This is a genomic window from Chryseobacterium sp. 7 (assembly GCF_003663845.1).
Taxonomy (GTDB): Bacteria; Bacteroidota; Bacteroidia; order Flavobacteriales; family Weeksellaceae; genus Chryseobacterium.
This window is the reverse complement of the sequence record NZ_RCCA01000001.1, coordinates 2,465,705-2,488,229: the sequence shown is the minus strand read 5'-3', so window position 1 is coordinate 2,488,229 and position 22,525 is coordinate 2,465,705. Positions and strand designations below refer to the sequence as shown.

The 22,525-nt window shown below is 35.3% G+C and carries 23 protein-coding genes; 13 read left to right on the top strand and 10 right to left on the bottom strand.

Annotated elements, in window-relative coordinates; genetic code table 11:
- The first annotated feature begins 122 nt into the window (after nt 1–122).
- The 7 genes from lpdA (at nt 123) to CLU97_RS11470 (ending at nt 10,083) form a co-directional block, all read left to right on the top strand.
- Nucleotides 123–1,526 (top strand): dihydrolipoyl dehydrogenase, encoded by a 1,404-nt coding sequence (gene lpdA / locus CLU97_RS11505; RefSeq protein ID WP_121488050.1) that lies wholly within the window; start codon nt 123–125, stop codon nt 1,524–1,526.
- Nucleotides 1,527–1,630: 104 nt separating this feature from the next.
- Complete coding sequence (locus CLU97_RS11500; RefSeq protein ID WP_121488049.1) at nt 1,631–2,503, top strand: DUF4476 domain-containing protein; 873 nt, start codon at nt 1,631–1,633, stop codon at nt 2,501–2,503.
- A 196-nt stretch (nt 2,504–2,699) separates the two neighbouring features.
- Nucleotides 2,700–3,524, top strand: coding sequence for a S1 RNA-binding domain-containing protein (locus CLU97_RS11495; protein ID WP_121488048.1), 825 nt, complete (start codon nt 2,700–2,702; stop codon nt 3,522–3,524).
- Between the two features lie 242 nt (nt 3,525–3,766).
- Entirely contained in the window at nt 3,767–4,360 is a 594-nt protein-coding gene (locus tag CLU97_RS11485; RefSeq protein WP_121488046.1) for a TetR/AcrR family transcriptional regulator, read from the top strand.
- Nucleotides 4,361–4,448: 88 nt separating this feature from the next.
- A complete protein-coding gene (locus tag CLU97_RS11480; RefSeq protein ID WP_121488045.1) occupies nt 4,449–5,816 on the top strand; it encodes a TolC family protein in 1,368 nt (455 codons plus the stop codon).
- Nucleotides 5,817–5,825: 9 nt separating this feature from the next.
- Nucleotides 5,826–6,887, top strand: a complete 1,062-nt coding sequence (locus CLU97_RS11475; protein WP_121488044.1) for an efflux RND transporter periplasmic adaptor subunit — start codon at nt 5,826–5,828, stop codon at nt 6,885–6,887.
- Between the two features lie 7 nt (nt 6,888–6,894).
- Complete coding sequence (locus tag CLU97_RS11470; protein ID WP_121488043.1) at nt 6,895–10,083, top strand: efflux RND transporter permease subunit; 3,189 nt, start codon at nt 6,895–6,897, stop codon at nt 10,081–10,083.
- A gap of 303 nt (nt 10,084–10,386) precedes the next feature.
- On the opposite strand, the gene CLU97_RS11465 is transcribed toward CLU97_RS11470, so the two are convergent.
- The 10 genes from CLU97_RS11465 to CLU97_RS11420 form a co-directional block, all read right to left on the bottom strand.
- Nucleotides 10,387–10,833: a KTSC domain-containing protein gene (locus CLU97_RS11465; RefSeq protein WP_121488042.1), complete on the bottom strand. Its 447-nt coding sequence runs from the start codon at nt 10,831–10,833 to the stop codon at nt 10,387–10,389.
- 249 nt (nt 10,834–11,082) lie between these two features.
- Nucleotides 11,083–11,847, bottom strand: coding sequence for a hypothetical protein (locus CLU97_RS11460; RefSeq protein WP_121488041.1), 765 nt, complete (start codon nt 11,845–11,847; stop codon nt 11,083–11,085).
- A gap of 565 nt (nt 11,848–12,412) precedes the next feature.
- Nucleotides 12,413–13,075, bottom strand: a complete 663-nt coding sequence (locus tag CLU97_RS11455; RefSeq protein ID WP_121488040.1) for a DUF2306 domain-containing protein — start codon at nt 13,073–13,075, stop codon at nt 12,413–12,415.
- A gap of 23 nt (nt 13,076–13,098) precedes the next feature.
- Nucleotides 13,099–13,557 carry a DUF2750 domain-containing protein gene (locus CLU97_RS11450; protein WP_121488039.1) on the bottom strand — a complete coding sequence of 153 codons (459 nt, stop codon included), beginning with the start codon at nt 13,555–13,557 and terminating at the stop codon, nt 13,099–13,101.
- A gap of 63 nt (nt 13,558–13,620) precedes the next feature.
- Nucleotides 13,621–13,995 carry a hypothetical protein gene (locus CLU97_RS11445; RefSeq protein ID WP_228437657.1) on the bottom strand — a complete coding sequence of 125 codons (375 nt, stop codon included), beginning with the start codon at nt 13,993–13,995 and terminating at the stop codon, nt 13,621–13,623.
- Nucleotides 13,996–14,095: 100 nt separating this feature from the next.
- Complete coding sequence (nudK, locus tag CLU97_RS11440; protein ID WP_121488038.1) at nt 14,096–14,677, bottom strand: GDP-mannose pyrophosphatase NudK; 582 nt, start codon at nt 14,675–14,677, stop codon at nt 14,096–14,098.
- Nucleotides 14,678–14,725: 48 nt separating this feature from the next.
- A complete protein-coding gene (locus tag CLU97_RS11435) occupies nt 14,726–15,631 on the bottom strand; it encodes a TIGR01777 family oxidoreductase (RefSeq protein WP_121488037.1) in 906 nt (301 codons plus the stop codon).
- Nucleotides 15,632–15,657: 26 nt separating this feature from the next.
- Nucleotides 15,658–16,002, bottom strand: coding sequence for a hypothetical protein (locus CLU97_RS11430; RefSeq protein WP_034695532.1), 345 nt, complete (start codon nt 16,000–16,002; stop codon nt 15,658–15,660).
- A 5-nt stretch (nt 16,003–16,007) separates the two neighbouring features.
- Complete coding sequence (locus CLU97_RS11425) at nt 16,008–16,601, bottom strand: HPP family protein (RefSeq protein ID WP_121488036.1); 594 nt, start codon at nt 16,599–16,601, stop codon at nt 16,008–16,010.
- Between the two features lie 567 nt (nt 16,602–17,168).
- Nucleotides 17,169–17,531, bottom strand: a complete 363-nt coding sequence (locus CLU97_RS11420) for a helix-turn-helix domain-containing protein (RefSeq protein WP_183084555.1) — start codon at nt 17,529–17,531, stop codon at nt 17,169–17,171.
- 351 nt (nt 17,532–17,882) lie between these two features.
- On the opposite strand from CLU97_RS11420, the gene CLU97_RS11415 reads away from it, so the two are divergent.
- The 6 genes from CLU97_RS11415 (at nt 17,883) to CLU97_RS24025 (ending at nt 22,515) form a co-directional block, all read left to right on the top strand.
- Nucleotides 17,883–18,215, top strand: coding sequence for a single-stranded DNA-binding protein (locus tag CLU97_RS11415; protein WP_121488035.1), 333 nt, complete (start codon nt 17,883–17,885; stop codon nt 18,213–18,215).
- Between the two features lie 14 nt (nt 18,216–18,229).
- On the top strand, nt 18,230–18,685 hold the full coding sequence (locus CLU97_RS11410) for an HRDC domain-containing protein (RefSeq protein ID WP_228437655.1): 456 nt from the start codon (nt 18,230–18,232) through the stop codon (nt 18,683–18,685).
- A gap of 302 nt (nt 18,686–18,987) precedes the next feature.
- Entirely contained in the window at nt 18,988–20,604 is a 1,617-nt protein-coding gene (gene hisS / locus CLU97_RS11405) for a histidine--tRNA ligase (RefSeq protein ID WP_121488033.1), read from the top strand.
- 189 nt (nt 20,605–20,793) lie between these two features.
- On the top strand, nt 20,794–21,657 hold the full coding sequence (locus CLU97_RS11400) for an SHOCT domain-containing protein (protein ID WP_121489718.1): 864 nt from the start codon (nt 20,794–20,796) through the stop codon (nt 21,655–21,657).
- Between the two features lie 10 nt (nt 21,658–21,667).
- Nucleotides 21,668–21,883 carry a DUF4428 domain-containing protein gene (locus tag CLU97_RS11395; protein WP_183084554.1) on the top strand — a complete coding sequence of 72 codons (216 nt, stop codon included), beginning with the start codon at nt 21,668–21,670 and terminating at the stop codon, nt 21,881–21,883.
- The gene (locus CLU97_RS24025; RefSeq protein WP_228437653.1) at nt 21,883–22,515 is read left to right on the top strand and encodes a PH domain-containing protein; all 633 of its coding nucleotides are present in this window, start codon (nt 21,883–21,885) and stop codon (nt 22,513–22,515) included. Before CLU97_RS11395 ends, CLU97_RS24025 begins: the two co-directional genes overlap by 1 nt.
- The last annotated feature ends 10 nt before the right edge of the window (nt 22,516–22,525 follow it).

The following is a 22,525-nucleotide window of genomic DNA, read 5'->3' as shown; positions in this document are numbered from 1 at the left end:
ATAAAACTAAAGCATATAATTATCATTTTTAAAATTGATAAAACTCACTTTGGTGCTTGGTAATTTATATGTAAATTTGTGAGAATTAAGATAGATAATAATAAACAAATTCATAGAATAACATGAGTCAATTCGATGTTACCGTAATAGGTTCTGGTCCCGGTGGTTATGTTGCTGCTATCCGTGCAGCACAGTTAGGTTTCAAAACAGCAATTATTGAAAAATATTCAACTTTAGGCGGAACTTGTCTTAACGTTGGATGTATTCCGTCAAAAGCGCTTCTTGACAGCTCTGAGCATTTCGAAAATGCAAAACACAATTTTGCAGGCCACGGAATCATTATTAATGAGCCGCAAGCAGATATCGCTAGAATGATCGCACGTAAAAACGAAGTGATTAAACAAAATACAGACGGTATCAGCTATTTGATGAACAAAAACCAGATTACTGTTTTTGAAGGAGTAGGAAGCTTCGAATCTGCTACTCAGGTTAAAGTGACAAAAAACGACGGTTCTTCTGAAACCATCGAGTCTAAATATACAATCATTGCAACAGGTTCTAAACCATCTACGCTGCCTTTCATCTCTTTAGATAAAGAAAGAGTAATTACTTCTACAGAAGCTTTAAATCTTAAAGAAATTCCTAAACATTTAGTAGTTATCGGAGGTGGAGTTATCGGTCTTGAACTAGGTTCTGTGTACTTAAGGTTAGGTGCTCAGGTAACTGTTGTTGAATTTATGGATAAAATCATCCCTGGAATGGATGGAGCTTTAAGTAAAGAATTGACTAAAGTTCTTAAAAAACAAGGAATGAAGTTTATGCTTTCTACTGCGGTTTCTGCGGTTGAAAGAAACGGAGACACTGTAAAGATCACGGCTAAAGATAAAAAAGGAGAAGAAGTAGTAGTAGAAGGAGATTACTGTTTAGTTTCTGTAGGTAGAAAGCCTTACACAGAAGGTCTTGGTCTTGAAAAAGCAGGAGTAGAGCTTGACGAAAGAGGAAGAGTAAAAGTAAACGACCACTTACAGACTAATGTTGCTAACATCTATGCAATTGGTGACGTTATCAAAGGAGCTATGCTTGCTCACAAAGCTGAAGAAGAAGGTGTATTTGTTGCTGAAACTTTAGCAGGGCAAAAACCTCACATCAACTACAACCTGATTCCTGGAGTTGTTTATACATGGCCTGAAGTTGCAGGAGTAGGTAAAACAGAAGAACAGTTAAAAGAAGAAGGTGTAGCTTACAAAGTAGGATCTTTCCCAATGAGAGCTTTAGGTAGAAGCCGTGCAAGTGGTGATATCGACGGTCTTGTTAAAATTATTGCAGACGAAAAAACGGATGAAGTTTTAGGAATGCACATCGTAGGAGCAAGAGCTGCTGACCTGATTGCTGAAGGGGTAATTGCTATGGAATTCCGTGCAAGTGCTGAAGATATCGCAAGAAGTTCTCATGCTCACCCAACGTATGCAGAAGCTATCAAAGAAGCTGCATTAGATGCTACAGCAAAAAGACCTATTCATATGTAATAGCTGATTAATAAATTTAATCATTTAAATATAAAAAGGAGAAATCGATTCGGTTTCTCCTTTTTTTGGCATAAAAATGGACATGGTTTTTGAAAATTTCATATATGAAAAAGATTTTTATAAGTTGGGTGCTTTTGGCTGGGATCAGTTCATTCGCACAGGAAGCAGGAAAGGCAGGGGAGTTATTAAAAAATGAGGCTTCAGGCACAGAGATGAGAACCTCTAAAAGCCCGGATGAAAGAAATAAAATTGTTGATCGGTCGAGATCTGGAAATACTGCCATTCCTCAGAGAGGAGGAAATGGATTTGGAAATAGAATAAAAAATCAAAATTATCAATGGGACAGAAACTACGGGTATGCAGAAGTCTTTCTGAGAATTCCTGAGCAGGGATTTTTTACCGTAGAAGTCGGTGATCAGATGATGTCAAACGGTTCCGGAAAATACAGATTTTTTGACCTGTCATCAGGAAGTATGCCCATTTCAATCTATGAGAATGGTTTTCTGATTTACAGAACCACTCTGATGCTCCGCAATAATAACAGAATGGTCTTGGATTTTTTCACTAATGAAGGTCTGTATCTATTGGATTCTTATCCTCTTCAAAATCAGTATGGATTTAATGACTGGAATGATATCTGGAACAATCCTTACGGAAATCAGTCCGGAGGCGGATATCTTAATGGGAATGCGATGGATACTCAATCTTTTCGCCACTTTTTTGATACGATGATGGAAAATGAAAGGTTTGATGATGGGAAAATTACCATGATTAATCAGCAGATGCGTGTTTCAATGTTTACTGCTGCACAAATAAGAGATTTAGTGAAAGCAATAAGTTTTGATAATAAAAAGTTGGCATTAGCTAAATCTATATATCGTAACTGTGTAGACAAAGAGCATTATTTTATGGTGACAGATGCCTTTGATTTTGAAAGCAGTAAACGTGAGCTGATGGAGTATATTTCGAAATTATAATATTTAATAGAAACGGGCTAAAACGCGTTTATTTTTTACCATCCAGTTTATTGGCTTCAGTCAAAATATATCTTTTTAAAAACGGAATGTTTTCATTGTTTCACTGTATTTATAAAAACCATAAAAGAATTATACCCTCATTGACTAGGTTGGCATCTTCAAATTTCCGTACCTTTGTCAGCTAATTTTATCATCAATGCAACTCGGAAAAACTCAAACTTTAACAATTTCAGAAAAAATTAATTCAGGATGGATCCTCGTAGACGAATCCGGTGAGAAAGCTTTTCTGCCTAAAATCTTTATTCAGGACGAAAAAGAAGAAGGCGAAGAAGTTGAAGTTTTTGTATACCAGGATGATGATAAACTGAAGGCAACAACAGAAATCCCATTAGCAGAAGTAGGTGAATTTGCCGTAATGAGCTGTGTACAGAGTCTTCCAAGCGGGGCTTTTATGGATTGGGGAATTATTAAAGATTTATTTATTCCTTACAAACAGCAGAAAACGAAAATTGTTGAAGGGAAAAGATACTTGGTCTATATTTATGTAGACGAAGATATGGAACTGATTACCGGTACCACGAAGTTCAAGAGAAATCCTCAGTATGACGATCTTCCTTTCAAGAAAGGAGACAAAGTAGATCTGCTGATGATGAATGAAAGTGAATTGGGCTGGAATGTTGTTATCAACAAACAATATATCGGTTTGATCTATGCTTCTGATGTTTTTAAAAAACTATATCCACTGTCAGAAGAAAAAGGATACATCAAAACCATACGTGAAGATGGAAAAATAGACATTTCTTTACAGCCGGAAGGGTTTGAAAATATAGACGAGTTCAAACAAAAGATTCTGAATAAGCTGGAAGAAAACTACGGACTTCTGTATGTATCTGATAAATCTTCTCCGGAAGAGATCAAAGATGAACTTCAGATGAGCAAGAAAAACTTCAAAAAAGCCATCGGTGGACTTTATAAGGATAAGGTTATCGATATTCTTGAAGACAAGATCAAATTATTATAAAACAAAAAACGGGCAGAGATTTCTGCCCGTTTTTTTGTTTCCTTCGGAGTCGTCTGTAATTGGATTTCTCCGCTAAAATAATTCTCCTCAGTAATGTTTTTGCTGAGGAGAATTGTTTTTTTGTTCCGGCTTTTAAATTCAAAACATGATGGATGTCATAACATTTCTGTTTAATTTTTTTGTTTAACAATTTTGTCAAAAATAAATTTTAGTATAAATTTGCACAAATTTGTTTAACAAAAATGTCAAATCAAGCAAAAAAAGACCAAACACAGGAATTGATTAAGGAGACAGCGAAGAATTTGTTCTTTGTGAAAGGAAAATTTGATGCTACTACGCAGGAGATTGCAGATGAAGCCGGAGTGAACAGAACCCTTATTAATTACTATTTCCGTTCAAGGGATAAGCTTATCCAGATCATCTTTGATGAAGCGCAAAGAGTAGAACAGGAAAAGTCGAAGATCATTCAGAATTCTGATCTGCCTTTTAAAGAAAAGATCAGCCAATTCATAGAAAGCAGTCTTTCTACGAGCCTTCAGTATCCGTATCTTGAAACGTATATTGTATCACAGATTAATAAAGGGACCTGCCATCAGAGAGAAATTGAAGAAGATATCCTGAACGATATGTATAAGGATATTGAAACAGAAATGGAATTGGGAAATATTGAGAAAATGGCACCCGTTCAGTTTATTCTGAATATGGTTTCGCTATTGGTTTTCCCAAGTGCCATAAGACCCTTATTTATGGAAAATTTATTAATTAATGATGAAGAATATGATAAGATCATTTCTGAGCGAAAAGAGATTATTATCAATATGTTGTTCAAAAACTGAAAAAAACTAAAGTATTTCTACCAATGATTCGTCATTTAGAAATAAATAATGACTGAAAATAAATAAAAAATAAACGAAGTATAAAATTATGAATAGAAAACGTATAACTGCTACAAAGCTAAAAATTGGGATAGCTTCAGCATTTATGATTTTCGGCTCTACACTGATGTCTGCCCAGCAGCAGGTTTCCCTGCAGGAAGCAATAAAACAGGCACTTCAAAATAAGGCAGAAGCTAAAAAAGCCGCCTTACAGGTCAAAAAAGCCGAATATAAGATTGATGAAGCCAGAGCCGGTGCCTTACCTCAGATAAGTGCAACGATAAACAATACGTATAATCCTATTTTGCAGAAATCTGTTCTTCCCGGAGAAGTTTTAGGGAAACCCGGAGAGCTTATTCCGGTTGCTTTCGGAACAAAATGGCAGTCTGTAAATGTAGTTACGCTGAATCAGAACATTTTTGATCAGAGAGTTTTTATCGGTCTTAAAGCTGCAAAATCAACAAGAGAGTTCTATCTTTTGAATTCCGAACTGACCAATGAACAGATTATTGAAAATGTGGCCACAGCTTATTATCAGGTATTTGTTCAGGAAGAGAATCTGAAAACTGTACAAGAAAGCTATGCTAATACAGAAAGAGTAAGGAATGTAATCAAAAGCTTGGTAGATAATGGTCTGGCAAAACCAATTGATCTGGATCGTACCAATGTTCAGCTTACCAATATCGGTTCAAACAAGCAGCAATTGATTAACGCAGTTGAAGTTTCAAAGAATTCATTGAAGTTTTATATGGGGATTCCTATTGAAACAGCCATTGAACTTGAAGAAAAAACAATTGTACCGAATCCTCAGCTATTAGACAGTAATGTTAATCTTGAAACACGTTCTGAATTAAAAGTTTTAAATAAACAAAAAGAACTTTTGATATATAATAAAAAAGCAACAGTAGCTAATCTTTATCCTACTGTAGGTCTTTCTGCCAATTATGGCTGGCAAGGGTTGGGAAATAAATTCCCTTATACTTCAGGATCAAGCCAGGGAACCAATTGGGGAGACTATGCTTCTGTTGGATTAGCAATTAAAATCCCGATTTTTATGGGGGGAGCTACTAAAGCTCAGATCGAGCAGGCAGAAATAGACATTCAGGATTTAGATCAGGATATTATAAATAAAAAACTCAATCTGAGCTTAGATTATAAAAATGCTGTTTCTAATATGGAAAATGCCATCATTAATATTCAAAGCATGAAAGATAATGTGGATCTGGCAGAGAAAGTACAGAAGAATACCCAATCTAACTATCAATACGGATTGGCTACACTTACTGAAGTATTGGATACTGAAAACTCGCTTACACAGGCTAAACAGAACTATTCAACTGCATTGCTAGACTACAAACAGGCTGAGATCAAGCTGATAAAAGCTAAGGGTGAACTAAACACACTACAAAACTTATAATAAACTAAAATGAAAAAAACTTTAATATATATCATCGTAGCAGCAGTACTGGTAGGTTTAGCAGCTTACAAGATTGCCGGGAACAAAGAAAAGCAGACTCAGGAAGTAAAAGAAGTGGCCAAGCAGGTAGATAAAATCAATGTGAATATTGTAACTGTTACAAGAGAAAATATTGATACTGATTACTCTGCTAACGGAACTTTTATTCCTAAGCAGGAAATGAACCAGTCTTCTGAAATTTCAGGACGTATCGTAAACGTTTTGGTAAAAGAAGGTTCCAGAGTAGGTGCAGGTCAGGTGTTAGCAACTATTAAAAGAGATGCTATTGAAGTAGATGTTACTCAGGCTCAGAATAATCTTCAGAATGCGATCATGGATAACCAACGTTATGAAAACGCATACAAAACAGGCGGGGTTACAAAGCAGCAGCTTGATAACTCAAGACTACAGCTGAAAAATATGCAGGCTGCAGTGAAAGCACAAGGTGTAAAAGTAAATGATACAAGCATCCGTGCAGGAATCAGTGGTACCATCAATAAAAAAATGGTTGAGCCTGGTACTGTAGTTTCCCCGGGAACATCAATGTTTGAAATAGTTAACATCAACAGCTTAAAACTTTCTGTTTTAGTAGATGAAAGCCAGATAGGGAAAATCCAGTTAGGTCAGGAAGTTCCGATTAAAGTAAATGTTTTACCGGAAGATTCATTCGTAGGTAGAATTACTTTCATCGCTCCTAAAAGTGATGCTTCTTTGAATTTCCCTGTGGAAATTGAGGTTCAGAACAGAGGAAATCTGAAAGCGGGTATGTATGCAACAGCTAAATTCAGTACCAACAACGGTGCAGAAACTAAGAATATGCTTACAGTTCCTGCAGAAGCATTTGTAAACGGAGTAAGCTCAGGGCAATTATTTGTTGTTCAGAATGGCGTTGCTAAACTGATCAAAGTAACCATTGGAAAAGTTTACGGAGATAAAGTTCAGGTTCTAAGCGGATTGAATGGTGGAGAGCAGGTGGTAACCAGCGGACAGATCAATCTGGACAATGGATCTAAAGTGAATATTATAAAGTAGCAGACCCATGAAGTTAGCAGAAATATCCATTAAAAGACCCTCGCTGGTAATTGTATTATTTACAATTCTGACGTTGGGAGGTATCCTGAGTTATACGCTCATGGGATACGAATTGATTCCGAAGTTTGAAACCAACATGGTAACCATTTCTACGGTATATCCGGGAGCTTCCCCAGCAGAGGTGGAAACTTCCGTTACCCGAAAGATTGAAGATGCCGTAGGTTCTCTGGAAAACGTAAAAAAAGTAGAATCTTCTTCATATGAGAGTCTATCCGTAATCATGGTTCAGCTGAATGATGGTGCCGATGTAGACTATGCTTTGAATGATGCTCAGAGAAAGGTAAATGCAATTCTTGCAGACCTTCCGGACGACGTGAAAGCGCCCTCTCTGAACAAGTTCTCTTTAGATGATCTACCTATTATCACGATGAGTATCTCATCTGATAAATTAAACAGTAAAGACCTTTATGACTTATTAGATAAAAAGATTGAACCTATTTTCTCCCGTGTAAACGGTGTAGCTCAGGTAGACCTTGTGGGGGGACAGGAGAGAGAAATTCAGGTGAATCTTGATGAAAAAAAATTACAAGGGTACGGACTTTCAATCGGAGATGTACAACAGGCAATCCTTTCATCAAACCTTGATTTCCCTACAGGAAGTTTGAAAACGAGAACTACAAAATCTACGATCAGACTTTCAGGAAAGTATAAATCTACCGAGGAAATGAACAACCTTGTAGTTTCCAATAAAAATGGTGCTCAGGTACGTTTATCTGATATTGCAACTGTTTTCGACTCTCAGAAAGATGTAGAAAAGGTAGCAAGATTCAACCAGTTCCCGACCATTTTAATGCAGGTTAAAAAACAATCTGACGCCAATGCGGTAGCGGTATCTGAAAGCGTTCAGAAAACAATTAAAACAGTAGAAGAGGCTTATAAAGTTCAGGGAGTAAAAGTAAAAATCGTAAACGATACTACAGAATTTACCCTTGAATCTGCCAACCACGTTATTTTCGACTTATTCTTGGCGATTATCCTCGTGGCAATTGTGATGTTATTATTCCTTCACAGTATCAGAAACGCGTTCATTGTAATGGTTTCTATCCCGGCTTCATTGGTGGCAGCGTTCATCGGAATGAACCTTATGGGATATACTTTGAACCTGATGAGCTTACTGGGGCTATCCCTTGTGGTAGGGATCCTGGTGGATGACGCGATCGTAGTACTTGAAAACATTTACCGTCACATGGAAATGGGTAAAAGTAAGATCAGGGCAGCTTATGACGGAGCTTCAGAGATCGGGTTTACCGTTGCGGCGATTACATTGGTAATTGTGGTGGTATTCTTACCGATTGCGATGAGTTCAGGTCTTGTAGCGAACATCTTGGCTCAGTTCTGCGTCACGGTAGTTATTGCAACCCTATTATCATTATTGGCTTCATTTACTATCATTCCTTGGTTATCATCAAGATTCGGTAAACTGGAACATTTGACAGGTAAAAACTGGTTTGAGAAATTTATTCTTTGGTTTGAAGGATTAATTGACAAATTTACACACTGGATTACAGGAATTCTTGAATGGTGTCTGAAAACGACTTTAAGAAGAATTTCAACAGTAGTAATTACATTTATTGTCTTAATCAGTTCATTCATGCTGGTAGCATTTGGTTTCATTGGAGGTGAATTCTTCCCGCCAATCGACAGAGGTCAGTTCTTAGTACAAATGGAATTGTCAAAAGATGCAACCGTTGAAAAAACAAACCAATTGACATTAGACGTTGAGAAGTTTTTAAGAAACGATAAAGATGTTGTAGACCTTATTACAACAGTTGGACAGCAGTCTACAGGTTTTGGTGGAGCTCAGGCAACAACATACCAGTCTGAGGTTCAGGTAAACCTTACAGATAAATCTGAACGTTCTGAAAGTACCAACATCAAAGCTGCGAAAATAAAAAGACAGCTGGAAGAGAAATTCACAGGAGTTGAATTTAAAACCGCTCCAATCGGTATCATGGGTGCTGAAAATGCTCCAATTGAAATGGTAGTGACAGGACCTGATAACGAAACAGCAGTAAAAGAGGCAACCAGAATCTTAGAGCTATTGAAGAAAGTTCCCGGAGCGGTAGATGCCGAATTATCGACAGATACAGGGAGCCCGGAAGTTCAGGTAAGTATTGACAGAGATAAAATGTCTTCTCTGGGCTTAAATCTTTCAAGTGTAGGACAGACGATGCAGACTGCATTCAACGGAAATACAGACGGGAAATTCAGAGCCGGAGAATATGAATATGACATCAATATCCGTTTCGGAGATGTGAACAGACAGTCTATTGATGATGTGAAAAACCTGATGTTTACAAACCCTCAGGGGCAGCAGGTTCGTTTAAGCCAGTTTGCTGATGTAAAAATGGGTTCAGGACCAAGTTTGCTTGAACGTAGAGATAAATCTCCTTCAGTAAAAGTAAGAGCTAAAGCAGTAGGTAGACCGGTAGGGGACGTTGCTAACGAATGGGCAGATCAGTTCATGAAGAGCACCAAAAAACCTGTAGGAGTGGAGTATATCTGGAGTGGAGATATGGAAAACCAGCAGGAAGGTTTCGGTACGTTAGGAATTGCATTATTAGCGGCTATCGTATTGGTATACCTGGTAATGGTTTCACTATATGACAGTTTTGTATATCCTTTCGTGGTATTGTTCTCAATTCCGTTAGCAATGATCGGGGTAATGGTAATCCTTGCCTTAACTGCTAACTCACTGAACATTTTCACGATGTTAGGAATGATCATGTTGATTGGTCTTGTAGCGAAGAATGCGATCCTTATCGTTGACTTTACGAATGCGAGAAAAGCAGCAGGCGCAAATACTCACGATGCTTTGGTACAGGCTAACCACGCCCGTCTTCGTCCGATCCTGATGACCACTATTGCGATGATCTTCGGTATGTTACCGATTGCATTGGCAACAGGTGCAGGAGCTGAGATGAACAAAGGTCTTGCATGGGTAGTAATCGGTGGTTTAACATCGTCACTATTCCTTACATTGATCATTGTACCGGTAGTGTACTCTCTATTTGACTCCGTTCTAAGAAGAATGGGTAAAGATACTAAAGTAGACTACGAAGCTGAAATGAAAGCAGAATATGTACACAGAGAATTGAATGAAGACGGATTTACTCCGAAACATTTAGATAAATAAAATTAGACCTTTAATTAACCTAAAAGCCGTATCATTTTTTGATGCGGCTTTTTTTGTTGGTAAATGTCATTCTGAACGAAATGAAATGTAGAGAAGAATCTTATAATGCTATATAAATAAGATTCTTCCTTCGTCAGAATGACACCCATAAATTAAAAAATATTCAATAGGAGCGGGCTATAATCCTGAGCGTGTGGCCACAGGAGCCGTTTAATTCTATAACATCAAATGAAACATAATATTGAAAACAAAAAAGACTTCCAGAATAAACTGAAAGTCTTCCAATATTGTAATGGAAAAAAATTAATCTGCCATAGCCTCTCCGGACTTTCTGTAGACGAAGTTTCCATAGATGTGTCTTCTTGCAAAACGGCTTGGTGAATCGGAATTGACCATTTTGATATATGTATTTCTTGGAACACCCATATACTCATACATATTTCCGTTTAAATGCTGAACCGTTAAAATTGATTTCTCAAGATAAAAATCCTGAATATTAGATTTTGTAGTAGTTTCCGTATATTCTTCTTTGTATTTTTCCTGTGTTTCAGAATTAATACTTACCAAAAAGTGGTATGCCTCAATTACAGACTTGCTTTTTTCTTCAGCTTCTATCTTTCCCGCTTCATCATTAATGAACTTATCAGGATGGGTATCTTTCATCACATTTCTGTAAATGGTCTTTAATTCTTTTAAAGTAACATTTTTATCTACTCCAAGAAGCGTTCTGTGCTCACCAATTTTTTTCATATCTCTAATCCTTATTTTCGGGGTGCAAAATTAAGGAATTTAATCCATAAAATCATAACTTATTCATTATTAATTTATTTGGGAATATTCGGAGGCAAAATAGAATGTATAAAATTAACTCTTACAGCTTATTAAACGGCGAATGCACATTTTTGGAAAAATAATCAACAAAAAATAGTACCCAATCTGAGTACTGCTATTATATTTTTAAATATTTAAATGCTTCAATCTTTCAATTTTTTAATTCAGCTACGGCTCATCACAAGTTCTTTTCAGCTTAGTAAAAATCTTATCAAAATCCTTGTAAGAGGTTCCCTCGTCTTCACGTTTCTGTCTGAAACTGCTGTTAGCACAATTGTGAAAACCAAGACCAATTAAATCAATAAGGGCATAATCTTCTTTCTGAGGATCATTCATTTTAGCATCAAACCTGGCCATTACCCCTTTCGGGTCAGCATTATTTTTACTTTTAAGCTCGGTATAATTTTTCCAGGCAGCGAACATTTTTTCTCTGTCGGGAGAAGATACTGCATCTATCTGTTCTCTGCAGGTATTGTAATACTTACTGTTTTTAAGAGTGCTGGGATCAGAATAGGCAAGGATTTCTTCTTTATTGAGCTGATATTCATTTTCAAAAGAATCAATGGTTTCTTCCATTAATTTTTTCCATCTTGGAAGATCAATTACTTTAAGGCTGTACAATTCCTTTTTCTTTTCTTCATATTGCTTTTCAAGTTCCTCCAGATAAGCTTCTCTGTTTTGGCGGATTTCTTCAAGTTGGGACAGTTTAAAAACTGGTCGGGTATCAAATACAACCCCATTGAACTGATACAAAAGTTTGTTAACCCCGTCTATTTCTTCTTTTTTATACTTAGCCGGATCAAAATACCCCTGATTGTCACAATTAAAAGTCTGATAACTGTAAGGGGTAAGATGAGTTGCTTTTGCAGGAGTTTTTTGCCCCCATATAGTAATGGATAAGGCCAAAGCAAGCCCGATCATCATTTTTTTCATGTACATAACCTGTTGAAAGAATCCGAATTTTCTGAATTTCTATGCAAAATTAAGGCTTTAAATTCAAAATATAAAGGATTAAATAGATTTTCTCAATGGATTTTGCAAATTTTATACGGATTTTGTACTGCAGAATTTGTCCAGCATCTACAGCGTACATTTAATTTGCCTGAAAACCCTTTTATAATAGGGGATTGGGAGAGTATAAAGGAAAAACATTACAAGAAGTGTTGTTGATAATTTGAATAAATTTAGATAAATTTCTACGTTGATTTTGGATTAGATTGAAGGGTAATAGAATAAAATTCAAAAAGTTATAGCAAATGGAGTACTGTTTATAGATCTTTTCTTCTTCCTGATGGTTGTTTTTTAGTAGATTTACATGAATTAACACAAAACCATAATCTATTATTATTTTCTTCTTTTTATTATCGCTCTTTTTGGAGGAGCTGCTTATCTGATAATGCGCTTTTTCAGTAAATGGACTCATAATAATAAATATGAAATTTTTTTTAACACTTTAATTTTTATCGGATCATTTTTTCTGATTTCATTTCTCAGTCTTTTAATTTTCTTTTCTACCGTTGATTTTTCCAGGTAATAAAGCCTCTTTTTTGAGAATTAAATAACCAATAAAAAGGTTGATAAAAAGGGCGGTCCAGACATTTAAACCATAAAAAAGCCCGTAATCGTGATGTGCCTCGCTGTAAAATAGATTTTTAATGATTCTGAAAGTAATGGCTGTGGTGGTTACGGCATAACTTAGGATCATATACATTCTGTGTCTGCTGATATTTCCTTTTTTGATAAAAATCACAGCAGCAATAGTGAAATAAGCCCAAAGGATATCCTGTATCAGGAATCCAGTAATCCCGATGAGTCCTCCATTTGAAAAAAGTCCAAGGACAAAACAGGCCGGAACATTGATGATGAGAATATTGTAAACATATATTTTCCCGATTATCTTGTGAAGGTTTCTGTTTTCAGCCAAAAACCGATTTGAAAACTGAGTTAAACCAGCCAGAAGACAAAGTGTTATCGAAAAAATATGAATGTAGAAAAAAGTCATCCAATACGGATTGTCTACAACCTGTTGCTTAAAAGCCAGAAACCCGATATGCTTATTAAAAGAAGTATATTGGGAAATGGTTTTCAGCATCAGAATACTGAAAAGAAAGACCAAAAATAAAGCAATGGCTTTAACGGTTTTTATTCCCAACGACTTCATGAGTTATTTCAATGATGAAATTTTTAATCTTCCAATACTTCTCTGATCTGTATTTCCAGATCGTCCATATTTTCAAACTTTCTCAGGTTCAATGATTTTCCTGAAATTTTAAACTCCTCAATAATATCAAGGATCAATTCTAAAGGTTCCGCTTCATAACCAAATAAATTGCTGTCAAAATCAGTTCCAACCAAAACTCCGTCACTATTCATCCCCAGACACCAGTTTTCTACAAACTCGTTAAGAGGAATGGGAGAGGGTTCATACCTGTTCCACTCATTTTCTATGCATGATTTTGCTCTTGCAGCATCAGACCAGAAACAAATGATCTGTACCGGTTCACCGTCTTCATATTCTGATTCGTTGGAGTAGGAAGTTGCATATCCCTTATCATCTTTTAAAGCGTATACTGTTTCTGTTTCACTAATCTTTTTAATAAAATCTTTATAGCGGTTCTGAACAGTAATATGATCCTGGAGCATTTTTATCTAATTATGAATTATAAGTTATGAATAATGAATGACGGAAACTCTGATAGTATATGTTTATAAAGTTTCAGCGCTGTTGATATGAATGATTTCGGGATTCTGACCATCAGAATCTCTCTTAGATCTGCCATAAAGGCCTATTTCAAGATCATTCGGGGATTCGCTGTCCAGTTCGGAAGGATGTACATACGTATACATACCATATCCATGTCCGGAAACCAGCCATCCTTCAGTAAGATTTAAATGGATCACACTGAAATCGCCGGCAGGACCTCCGGCTGAAACCGGCCCGAATTCTTTCATTAACTTTATAGATTCCTCTTTTACATCTTCGATAGTAGTGATGTCATCAAAAATAATATAAGTACCGTTTTCAAAAAGAACCCAATCCTGGAATTTGGGATTAATGGCAAGCTTTACATGTTCAATCATCTGTTAATAGTTTAAAATAAGAGTTATAAGGTAATGTTTTTATTTAAATATGTAGTTTTTAAATATCAATGATCATTAATCAATCATCATTTATAAACTGTTACATAATTCTTTTGATCCTCAAATGCTGCAAAAGCATAATGGTTTTGGCATCTTTGATTTCTCCTGTGTTAATCATTTTCAGGCTTTCTTCAAAAGGAAGTTCTAAAACTTCGATATGTTCTCCTTCTTCTTCCAGCCCGCCCCCGTCATTAATTTTCATTTCACTGGAATATTCTGCAATGAAAAAATAAAGAATTTCCGTTACAGATCCGGGCGACATATAAGCTTCAAATATCTTTTCAACTTTAGAAATTTTATATCCTGTTTCTTCTTCCGTTTCCCTTTTTATACAGTCTTCCGGATTATCATTATCCAAAAGTCCGGCACAGGCTTCAATGAGCATTCCTGTAGGATTTCCGTTGATATATGTGGGTAAGCGGAATTGTCTGGTGAGAATAACTGTTTTTGAGGTTGTATTGTAAAGAAGGATTACAGCACCGTTTCCACGGTCGTAGGCCTCTCTGCTTTGGGTTTCTGTGGTTCCGTTCTTTTTCAGAACAGAAAAAGTGACTTTGTTTAAGGTATACCAGTTGTCCGAAAGTATTTCTGTGTTTAATAAAGTGATATTTGGGTTTTGCATGAGAATATTTCCTGTATTATATATATGAGTATTGATTATATTTTGAATTTATTTCTTTAAAAGATCTCTTAAAGCATTTTCCAGATCCGGAAATTTAAAATGGAAACCGGCATCCTGAATTTTTTTTGAAGAAGCTCTGGAACCTTCCAGAATAGCTGTAGAGAGTTCTCCAAAGAGAAGTTTCAAAACAAATCCGGGAACATTAGGCATAAATAAAGGTTTGCCAAGTACTTGAGCGATTTTTTTCGTTAGCTCTTTATTGGTGGCATGTTGTGGAGATACAGCATTATAGGCGCCATCCATTGCTGAATTTTTTAAAGCAAATTCATAGATAGAGCAGATATCTTCAAGATGAACCCATGGCATATATTGTTTGCCGCTTCCCAGCGGAGAACCAATATAATATTGAACAGGAGGGATCATTTTCTTTAAAGCACCGTCTTTTTCAGATAGAACAACAGCAGTTCTTATTTTCACAACTCTTTCCGCCAGATCCTGTTCTTTGAAATCGTCAGCGGCTCTTTCCCATAAAACAACTACCTCACTTAGAAAATCATTACCAGGCGGGTCGTTTTCGGTATAAATTTTTTTTGAAGTTTCTGTGCCATAAAAATTGATTCCCGAAGCTGAAATAAAAGACTTTAGCTTTATCTTATTTTTTCTTAAAGTTGTTCGGAGCAGTTCTGCAGAATCTACACGGCTGGAGATCAATTCTCTTTTTCTTTCCGGGGTCCATCGCTTTTCTGAAATATTGGCACCCGCAAGATGAATGATGTGGGAAACATTCTCAAAAGCAGTTTCATCTATACTTCCTTTTTTAATATCCCATTCATATTCATGATCATGTGCTTTTTTTCGCGTCAGAAACCTGACTTCATATTCTCTGCCTATTTTTTTTGCCAGTTCTTTGGCAATCATGCCTCCGGCACCGGTAATTAGAACAACTTCTTTCATAATAATAGATTTGTGGTGTGTGTGGGTTATGCCTGGTTTTTTACAATCAGAACAAAATCATCTTCCAGAAGTTTATAGCCGTAATCATAAATAAACTTGTATTCAGAGCCGTTTTTATAAACTTTCAGATTGGTAAAATAATCGAAATCAAAACCCAAGCCATCCAGTCTGGATTTTGGAACTTTTGTTTTGCCATCGGTATTTATTTCCATCAGGATACGGTAATTCTTACGGAGCTTGTTGTTCACATTCCGCATCAGATTGCTTGAGTCCTTATTCTGCTTATTGTTATAGGCGTTCCGGCAGGCATCGTTGCAGAATTTTTTATCTGATCTTCCGATGATTTTTTCGCCACATTCCAGACAATTCATGATCTTTATTTTAAGTGATGTTTGTGTCTTTTTTTCAGCAGTTTTTTGAACATGCTGTGAGTAGGATAACTTCTGTTCGGGGTAATATTGTTAAAAAATAAGGCTACTATCAAAAGAATAATGCACCCGGAAAGAACAGGGGAAAGAACATACCAATATCCCAATTCCGGAATTTTCCCTGTAGAGCTTACTGCAATCAGGGCCGTAGCGCCGCCTGGTGGATGCAAAGTCTTGGTATACTGCATCAGTACAATAGAAAATGCCACTGCTAAAGGCGCCGAAAGCCAGATAATATGCGGAACAAACTGATAAACTGTAACACCTACTAATGCAGACAGAACATGTCCGCCGATAAGATTTCTGGGCTGTGCCAACGGACTCTGTATGGCTCCATAAATAAGAACACTTGATGCTCCAAAAGAACCGATCAGAAAGATATTCTCAGTTTCTGTAATAGTATGAGACTGGATGAATGCAATGATCCCGATTCCGAAAAATGCACCCAAAAATGACCAGAAATGTTCCTTGTAATCAACAAGTGTTTCTTTATAAATCACATATTTTGAAACCCTGAATGTTCTTTTGATGCTCTTCTTCATTGCGTCTTCTTTCTTTTTATAATTTAAATTAGATTTTATGCAAATGGCTGTAAATATGATAATTATATAAATTTTCTCATAATTGTGTCCATTACAGCCCGCTTGTCAAAGATACGGAATTATCCGTTTGTAAATGGATAGCTTTAGACCTTGTTTGTTCTCATTATGATATTTTCTTGAAAACTTTTTTATGTGAAGACTTTTGTTATAAATAAGCAGTACTCATCAATATTTTGAAAAAATAATTCACTTACATAATGATGTTTTTGTGTATAACTTGCTTATTTTCATACAAATAAATTTAATTTTTATTTCACATAATCGTGTTTTTTTATAAATTTGATATTCATAAATAGTTATATTTTAATTAAAAATTCTTACTTGTTTCAAAACATATTGTGGAAAGTGAAAAGACATAAATTCCAATTTTAAATTACATGATTAAGTGAAAGGTATTCAATAATTGTATTGGGTGCCTTTTTAATAGTCTATGACCTAAAAAAGCGCTCCATTGAGGAACGCTTTTATATTTTATTGTATCATGCTTCGGTGCGGAAGTATCTCAGCTTATTTTTTCAATCTGTTGATTTCTTCTTTCAACAAACCGATATATTCCTGCATCGTTTTTATAATTTCTATGCTTAATTCATTATTGATATTTGTTGTAGCAATATTATTACCTACATTGACTCCAGTATTGTCAGTAAAAACCGGATTCTCGATAATGAATTTTGCTTCTTCCTCTTCATAAATTTCCTCTACAGGAACCTCTAAAAATTTAGCAAGCTTTTGCCATTCTGTCTGTGTTATAGATACCCCGCCACTTTCTTTTCTGCTATAATTGGAGACGTCAGTGGGGATTACATCAGCCAATTCCTGCTGGGTATATCCTTTCATTTTTCTTACTGTACGTAGTTTTTCTTTTTGCATATCAGACATTTTTACAAATTTGCAAAAAAAAATTAAATTAAATAGAAAAAAATCCCTTGTGATAGATCTATTTTTCAATGTTTTTTTAAGAGTGAAAAATATGTTAGGATTAGATTTTTCTTTGTTGAATTTTTTAATTTTAAGGTAAGAATTACCAGCTTTTAATTCTTATAAATAGTGTTTTTTGCTGTATTCTCTTTATTTTATTATCCGTTTTCAAACGACTACAAACGAATTTAAACAGTTTATAACCGACTACGCTTAGGTAACATCACAATCTTTGCAACAGAGATTTGAGAAAAACAGTGAACGTCTCTTATCTGAATTATTAATCTTTAAAATCTAAAAGTTATGTCACTAAGAAACAAAGTAACATTAATTGGTTACACCGGTAAAGAAGTTGAAATGATAAATTTTGATAATGGAAATGTAAAAGCAAGTGTATCCTTAGCTACAAGCGATCATTACACAAATGCCAAAGGAGAAAAAGTGGAAGAAACGCAATGGCACAATCTTATTGCTTTCGGGAAAACCGCAGAAATTTTTGAAAAGTATGTTCCCAAAGGAAAAGAAATTGCCATAGAAGGAAAGCTTACCTACAGATCTTATGATGATAAGGATGGGGTGAAGCGTTATATCACGGAAATTCGTGTAGATGAAATCCTGTTATTAGGAGGAAAATAATTCTAAAAACACAAATGATGAGAGTAAAAATTTTTAAAATCAGATTACCTGAAGAATTTCTCTATAAAGATCAGAAAATGCTGGATGATTTTCTGGAAATCAATGAGATTCTGAAAGTAGAAACCGCTTTTGTAAGTGACGAACGGTATTGGTCTGTAATACTGTATTTTGAAGACTTAAAACTGACAAAAAATACAGTAAAAGAACCCAAAGCAGTCAAATATTCAGCAGAAAACGATTTTTTGAACGCAGATGAAGAAAAAATTCTGGATGCCTTGAAGCTCTGGAGATCAGAAAAAGCCCGGGAACAGAATCTTCCCACTTATTTCATTGCCAGTAATAAAGAATTGATGTCTGTAGCTAAATATAAGCCTGTCAAGAAAGAAGAGCTGCTAGAAATCAAAGGATTTGGAAAGCATAAAATTGAAAATTATGGTGAAGAAATTCTGGAGATTTTAGAAAGTATTTAATTTTTGAAATAAAACTTATTTAAGCTTTTTTGAACCATTAAGATTGCATTAAGGAGTTTAGAGTATTAAGATGAGCTTCGCTTTAAGCTTAAAAATCAGAATGATTGTTCTTAACTATGCTTTACTACTTAAATTTTTCTTAATGGTTTAAAAACATCCAAATTTTTGATAAGTTTAAACAACTCTATAATTAATATTACTACAATTAAAGCTGGAGAAGATTGTTTCTTTAGCTTTTTTTATACTATGTAAAATTCCTTTCAATTCCTTACTTTTGCATTTATCAAAATGACATACAACAAATGAAGCCAAGTTTAGCAAAAGGGACGAGAGATTTTACGGCACAGGAAGTTTCCAGAAGAAAATATATCATCAATATTTTACAGAATAATTTTGAATTATTCGGGTTTCAGCCATTGGAAACACCAAGCTTTGAAAATCTTTCTACGTTGACAGGAAAATACGGAGAAGAAGGTGACCGACTGATCTTTAAAATTTTGGAGTCCGGGGATTATCTGAAAGAAAAAAGAGATGAATTAACTTCATTAAATAATGATTTCGATTATTATCTTAATGAGGTATTATCTAATAATACTGATAATAATAATTTTGAAAATAAATCTAATAAGAAGTATAACTTTGAGCACTTAAACAATTTTTTTAATGATAATAATAATATTGATATTATTAGAACCATTAGAAATTCTTCAATTCATAATTCATTAGATTTAGCATTGGAAGATGAGAATACAAATAATCTTTTAGAATATTTAAGAAATAATTATCTTTCAAGCTATTCAAATTCTTTTTTGCTAGATAGTAAGCGTAGTATTCCACAGATTTCAGATAAAGCCCTTAGATATGATCTTACCGTACCTTTTGCAAGATTCGTAGCGATGAATCATGGGAAATTAACATTCCCATACAAACGTTATCAGATTCAGCCGGTTTGGAGAGCAGATAAGCCCCAGAAAGGACGATACAGAGAGTTTTATCAGTGTGATGCAGATGTAGTAGGAAGTGAAAGTTTGCTACAGGAAGTAGAGCTGGTTCAGTTGTATCTGAAGTCTTTTGCAGATCTGAAAGTTCCGGTAACCATTCATATGAATAACAGAAAGATTCTTTCCGGATTGGCAGAATATGCAGGAATTACAGATAAACTGATTGAGTTCACAGTAGCATTGGATAAGCTGGATAAAATTGGTAAAGAAGGAGTTGTAAAAGAATTGCTGGAAAGAGAAATTGCTCAAGAATCTATTGATAAACTGGATTTCTTATTCAGCCAGTCAGATGATGCACTGGAAAATCTTCTACAGCTGAAAGAGAAATTCATAGGGAATGAAATCGGTTTGAAAGGAGTAGAAGAATTGGAATATGTTCTTACACAATCTCTAAATCTGGGTGTGGATATGCAAAATCTTGTGTTCAACATAACTCTGGCGAGAGGTCTGGATTATTACACCGGAGCTATTTTCGAAGTAAAGGCAGACGAGGTAGCTATGGGCTCTATTGGAGGAGGAGGCAGATATGATAACCTGACGGAAGTTTTCGGAGTTAAAAACATTCCGGGAATAGGAATTTCTTTCGGGTTAGACAGAATTTATCTGGTAATGGAAGAATTGAATCTTTTCCCTGAAGAAGCTTCTTCTAAAATAGAATATCTGTTTGCCAATTCCGGAGGAGAAGAAACAACAGAAGCGTTGAAACTGATTATGCAGCTGAGAGCAAAAGGAATTTCTGCAGAATTATATCCTGAAAATGCAAAAATCAATAAACAGTTTACCTACGCAGAAAAGAAAGGAATCAAGAATGTAGTATTCCTGGGCGAAGAAGAGCTTAAAAATAATACGGTTACTTATAAAGATATTGAGGCTGGAGAAAAGAAAACGGTTTCGTTAGCGGAGTTTTTAGGAGAATAAAATTTTATATATATTCAAAAATAAATCGACCACAAAAGCAATTTTGTGGTCGATTTTTTTGGCGGGTGCTAAGATTTAAATATTTTTGACCTTTACAATCGGTTCAGAATTTGTAATTTGGAGTCGATGTTATAAAAACAGGTACACTGAAGCCCTGTACTCATAAAAACTTTTAAACATAAAACTCAAATGAATACTATTTGTGCATTGTGCGGTACACTGCTTACGGAAACAGATCTGTCTGTTGGTAAAAATAAACTGGCTGATGGCGGTTATTTGTGTGCAGCATGTTTTACAAAAGCCATTACTATCAACAGAGACCTCATCAATACTCTTGACCAGTTTTATTTTGCAGAAATTACAGGAATGATGCTGAAAAGTAAAATAGAGGCCAGCCAAAATCCGGGAGGAATTCAATCTAATGCAAACAACCGTTACGAATATGATGCACCTATCAGACTGGATGAAATAAAAGATCAGATTGTTGCGCTTAATGCAAGGCTCAGCATTCTGGCTAATGAAGAAGTGAATGAACTCGCCAATGTACTGGACAGAGATGAAAGACTGCTTGCCATCGCAGAAGGAATAGATCTTCAGAGCAACAGGGAAGGAATTATATTTTCAACCCAGAAAAGAGTTGCTTTTATTGATAAAAAATTTTTGGGCGGGGTTGTAAAAAATGAATTCCTTATTCATGATATTTCTTCCATTGATCATATTGAAAACCTTTTGTACTCTATCTTGAAAATCTATACTTATAGAGGTTCGGCACAGTTCAAGCTGCATAATAAAAATGATGGAAGAGCATTTTCCAATGTTCAAAACAGAAGTACGTCTTACAATGAAAACGAATTCACACAAAATTCAAGTCCGTTTCAGGCATTTGCTCAAACGATTCCGGATCTGGTAGAGGAAAATGTATATTCTACTGGTAAAAGTGATTCCGGAGCTATTTTTGAGCAGCTGGAAAAATTAGGAAAACTGAGAGAAAACGGAATTTTGACAGATGAAGAATTTGCAGAACAAAAGAAAAAACTGCTGGATCAATTATAAAAGAAAAAAAATGAGCAATAACTGTGCATTGTGCAATACAGAACTAACATCCATGGATACCCTTTTGGGAGCTAATAAGCTTTCAGACGGTAATGTTTTGTGCAATAAATGTTTAAATAAAGTAAGTGATATCAACGAAGAATTGCTGTACAACCTCAATAAATTCAGCATTAATGATATCAACAAAATGCTGACTGAAGAAAAAATGAAACAGTTCAGACAATAATGACTGTAGAACAGAATCTTCCTGTAGCCATAAATTCCGGCTCCCGTCAGATCTCAAAAGAAGTTTATAAGAGAAGACATCAGAAGATAAAGAGCGAGCTTGAAATGCTGAATGCTAACCTTTCTATGTTTACAAAAGGTGAAATTAAAGAACTTCCTTATCTGATATCGGAAGAAGAACAAATCATCGCCATTACAGATGCTCAGTTTGTCAATACGCTGGCCGCTGGAATATTAGTGGCAACACCTACAAGATTAATTTCTGTATCAAAAGCAATGTTTGGAGAAGCAAAAATTAATGATTATCCTAACGAAACCATCAAGGCTGTAAGCTTTGTGTCACATTCAAAGTCCCCAATTATTAAATTGCATCTTGATGAAAGAGTAGTAGAGTTTGAATGTTTCATGGATAAAGAAGATGCAGAGAAGTTTTACGATAAGATAAAAGGAATATATAATAATTCTCAGAAGAATTCTTCAAAACAAATAGGTTCGGCAAACACAAATATTTCGGTTTCCTCGGAAGAAATTTTTAATCAGCTTGAAAAATTAGGAAAACTGAGAGAAAACGGAATCTTAACCGATACAGAGTTTGCAGAACAGAAAAAGAAACTCCTGCAGCAATTGCAATAAAATTTTTAAT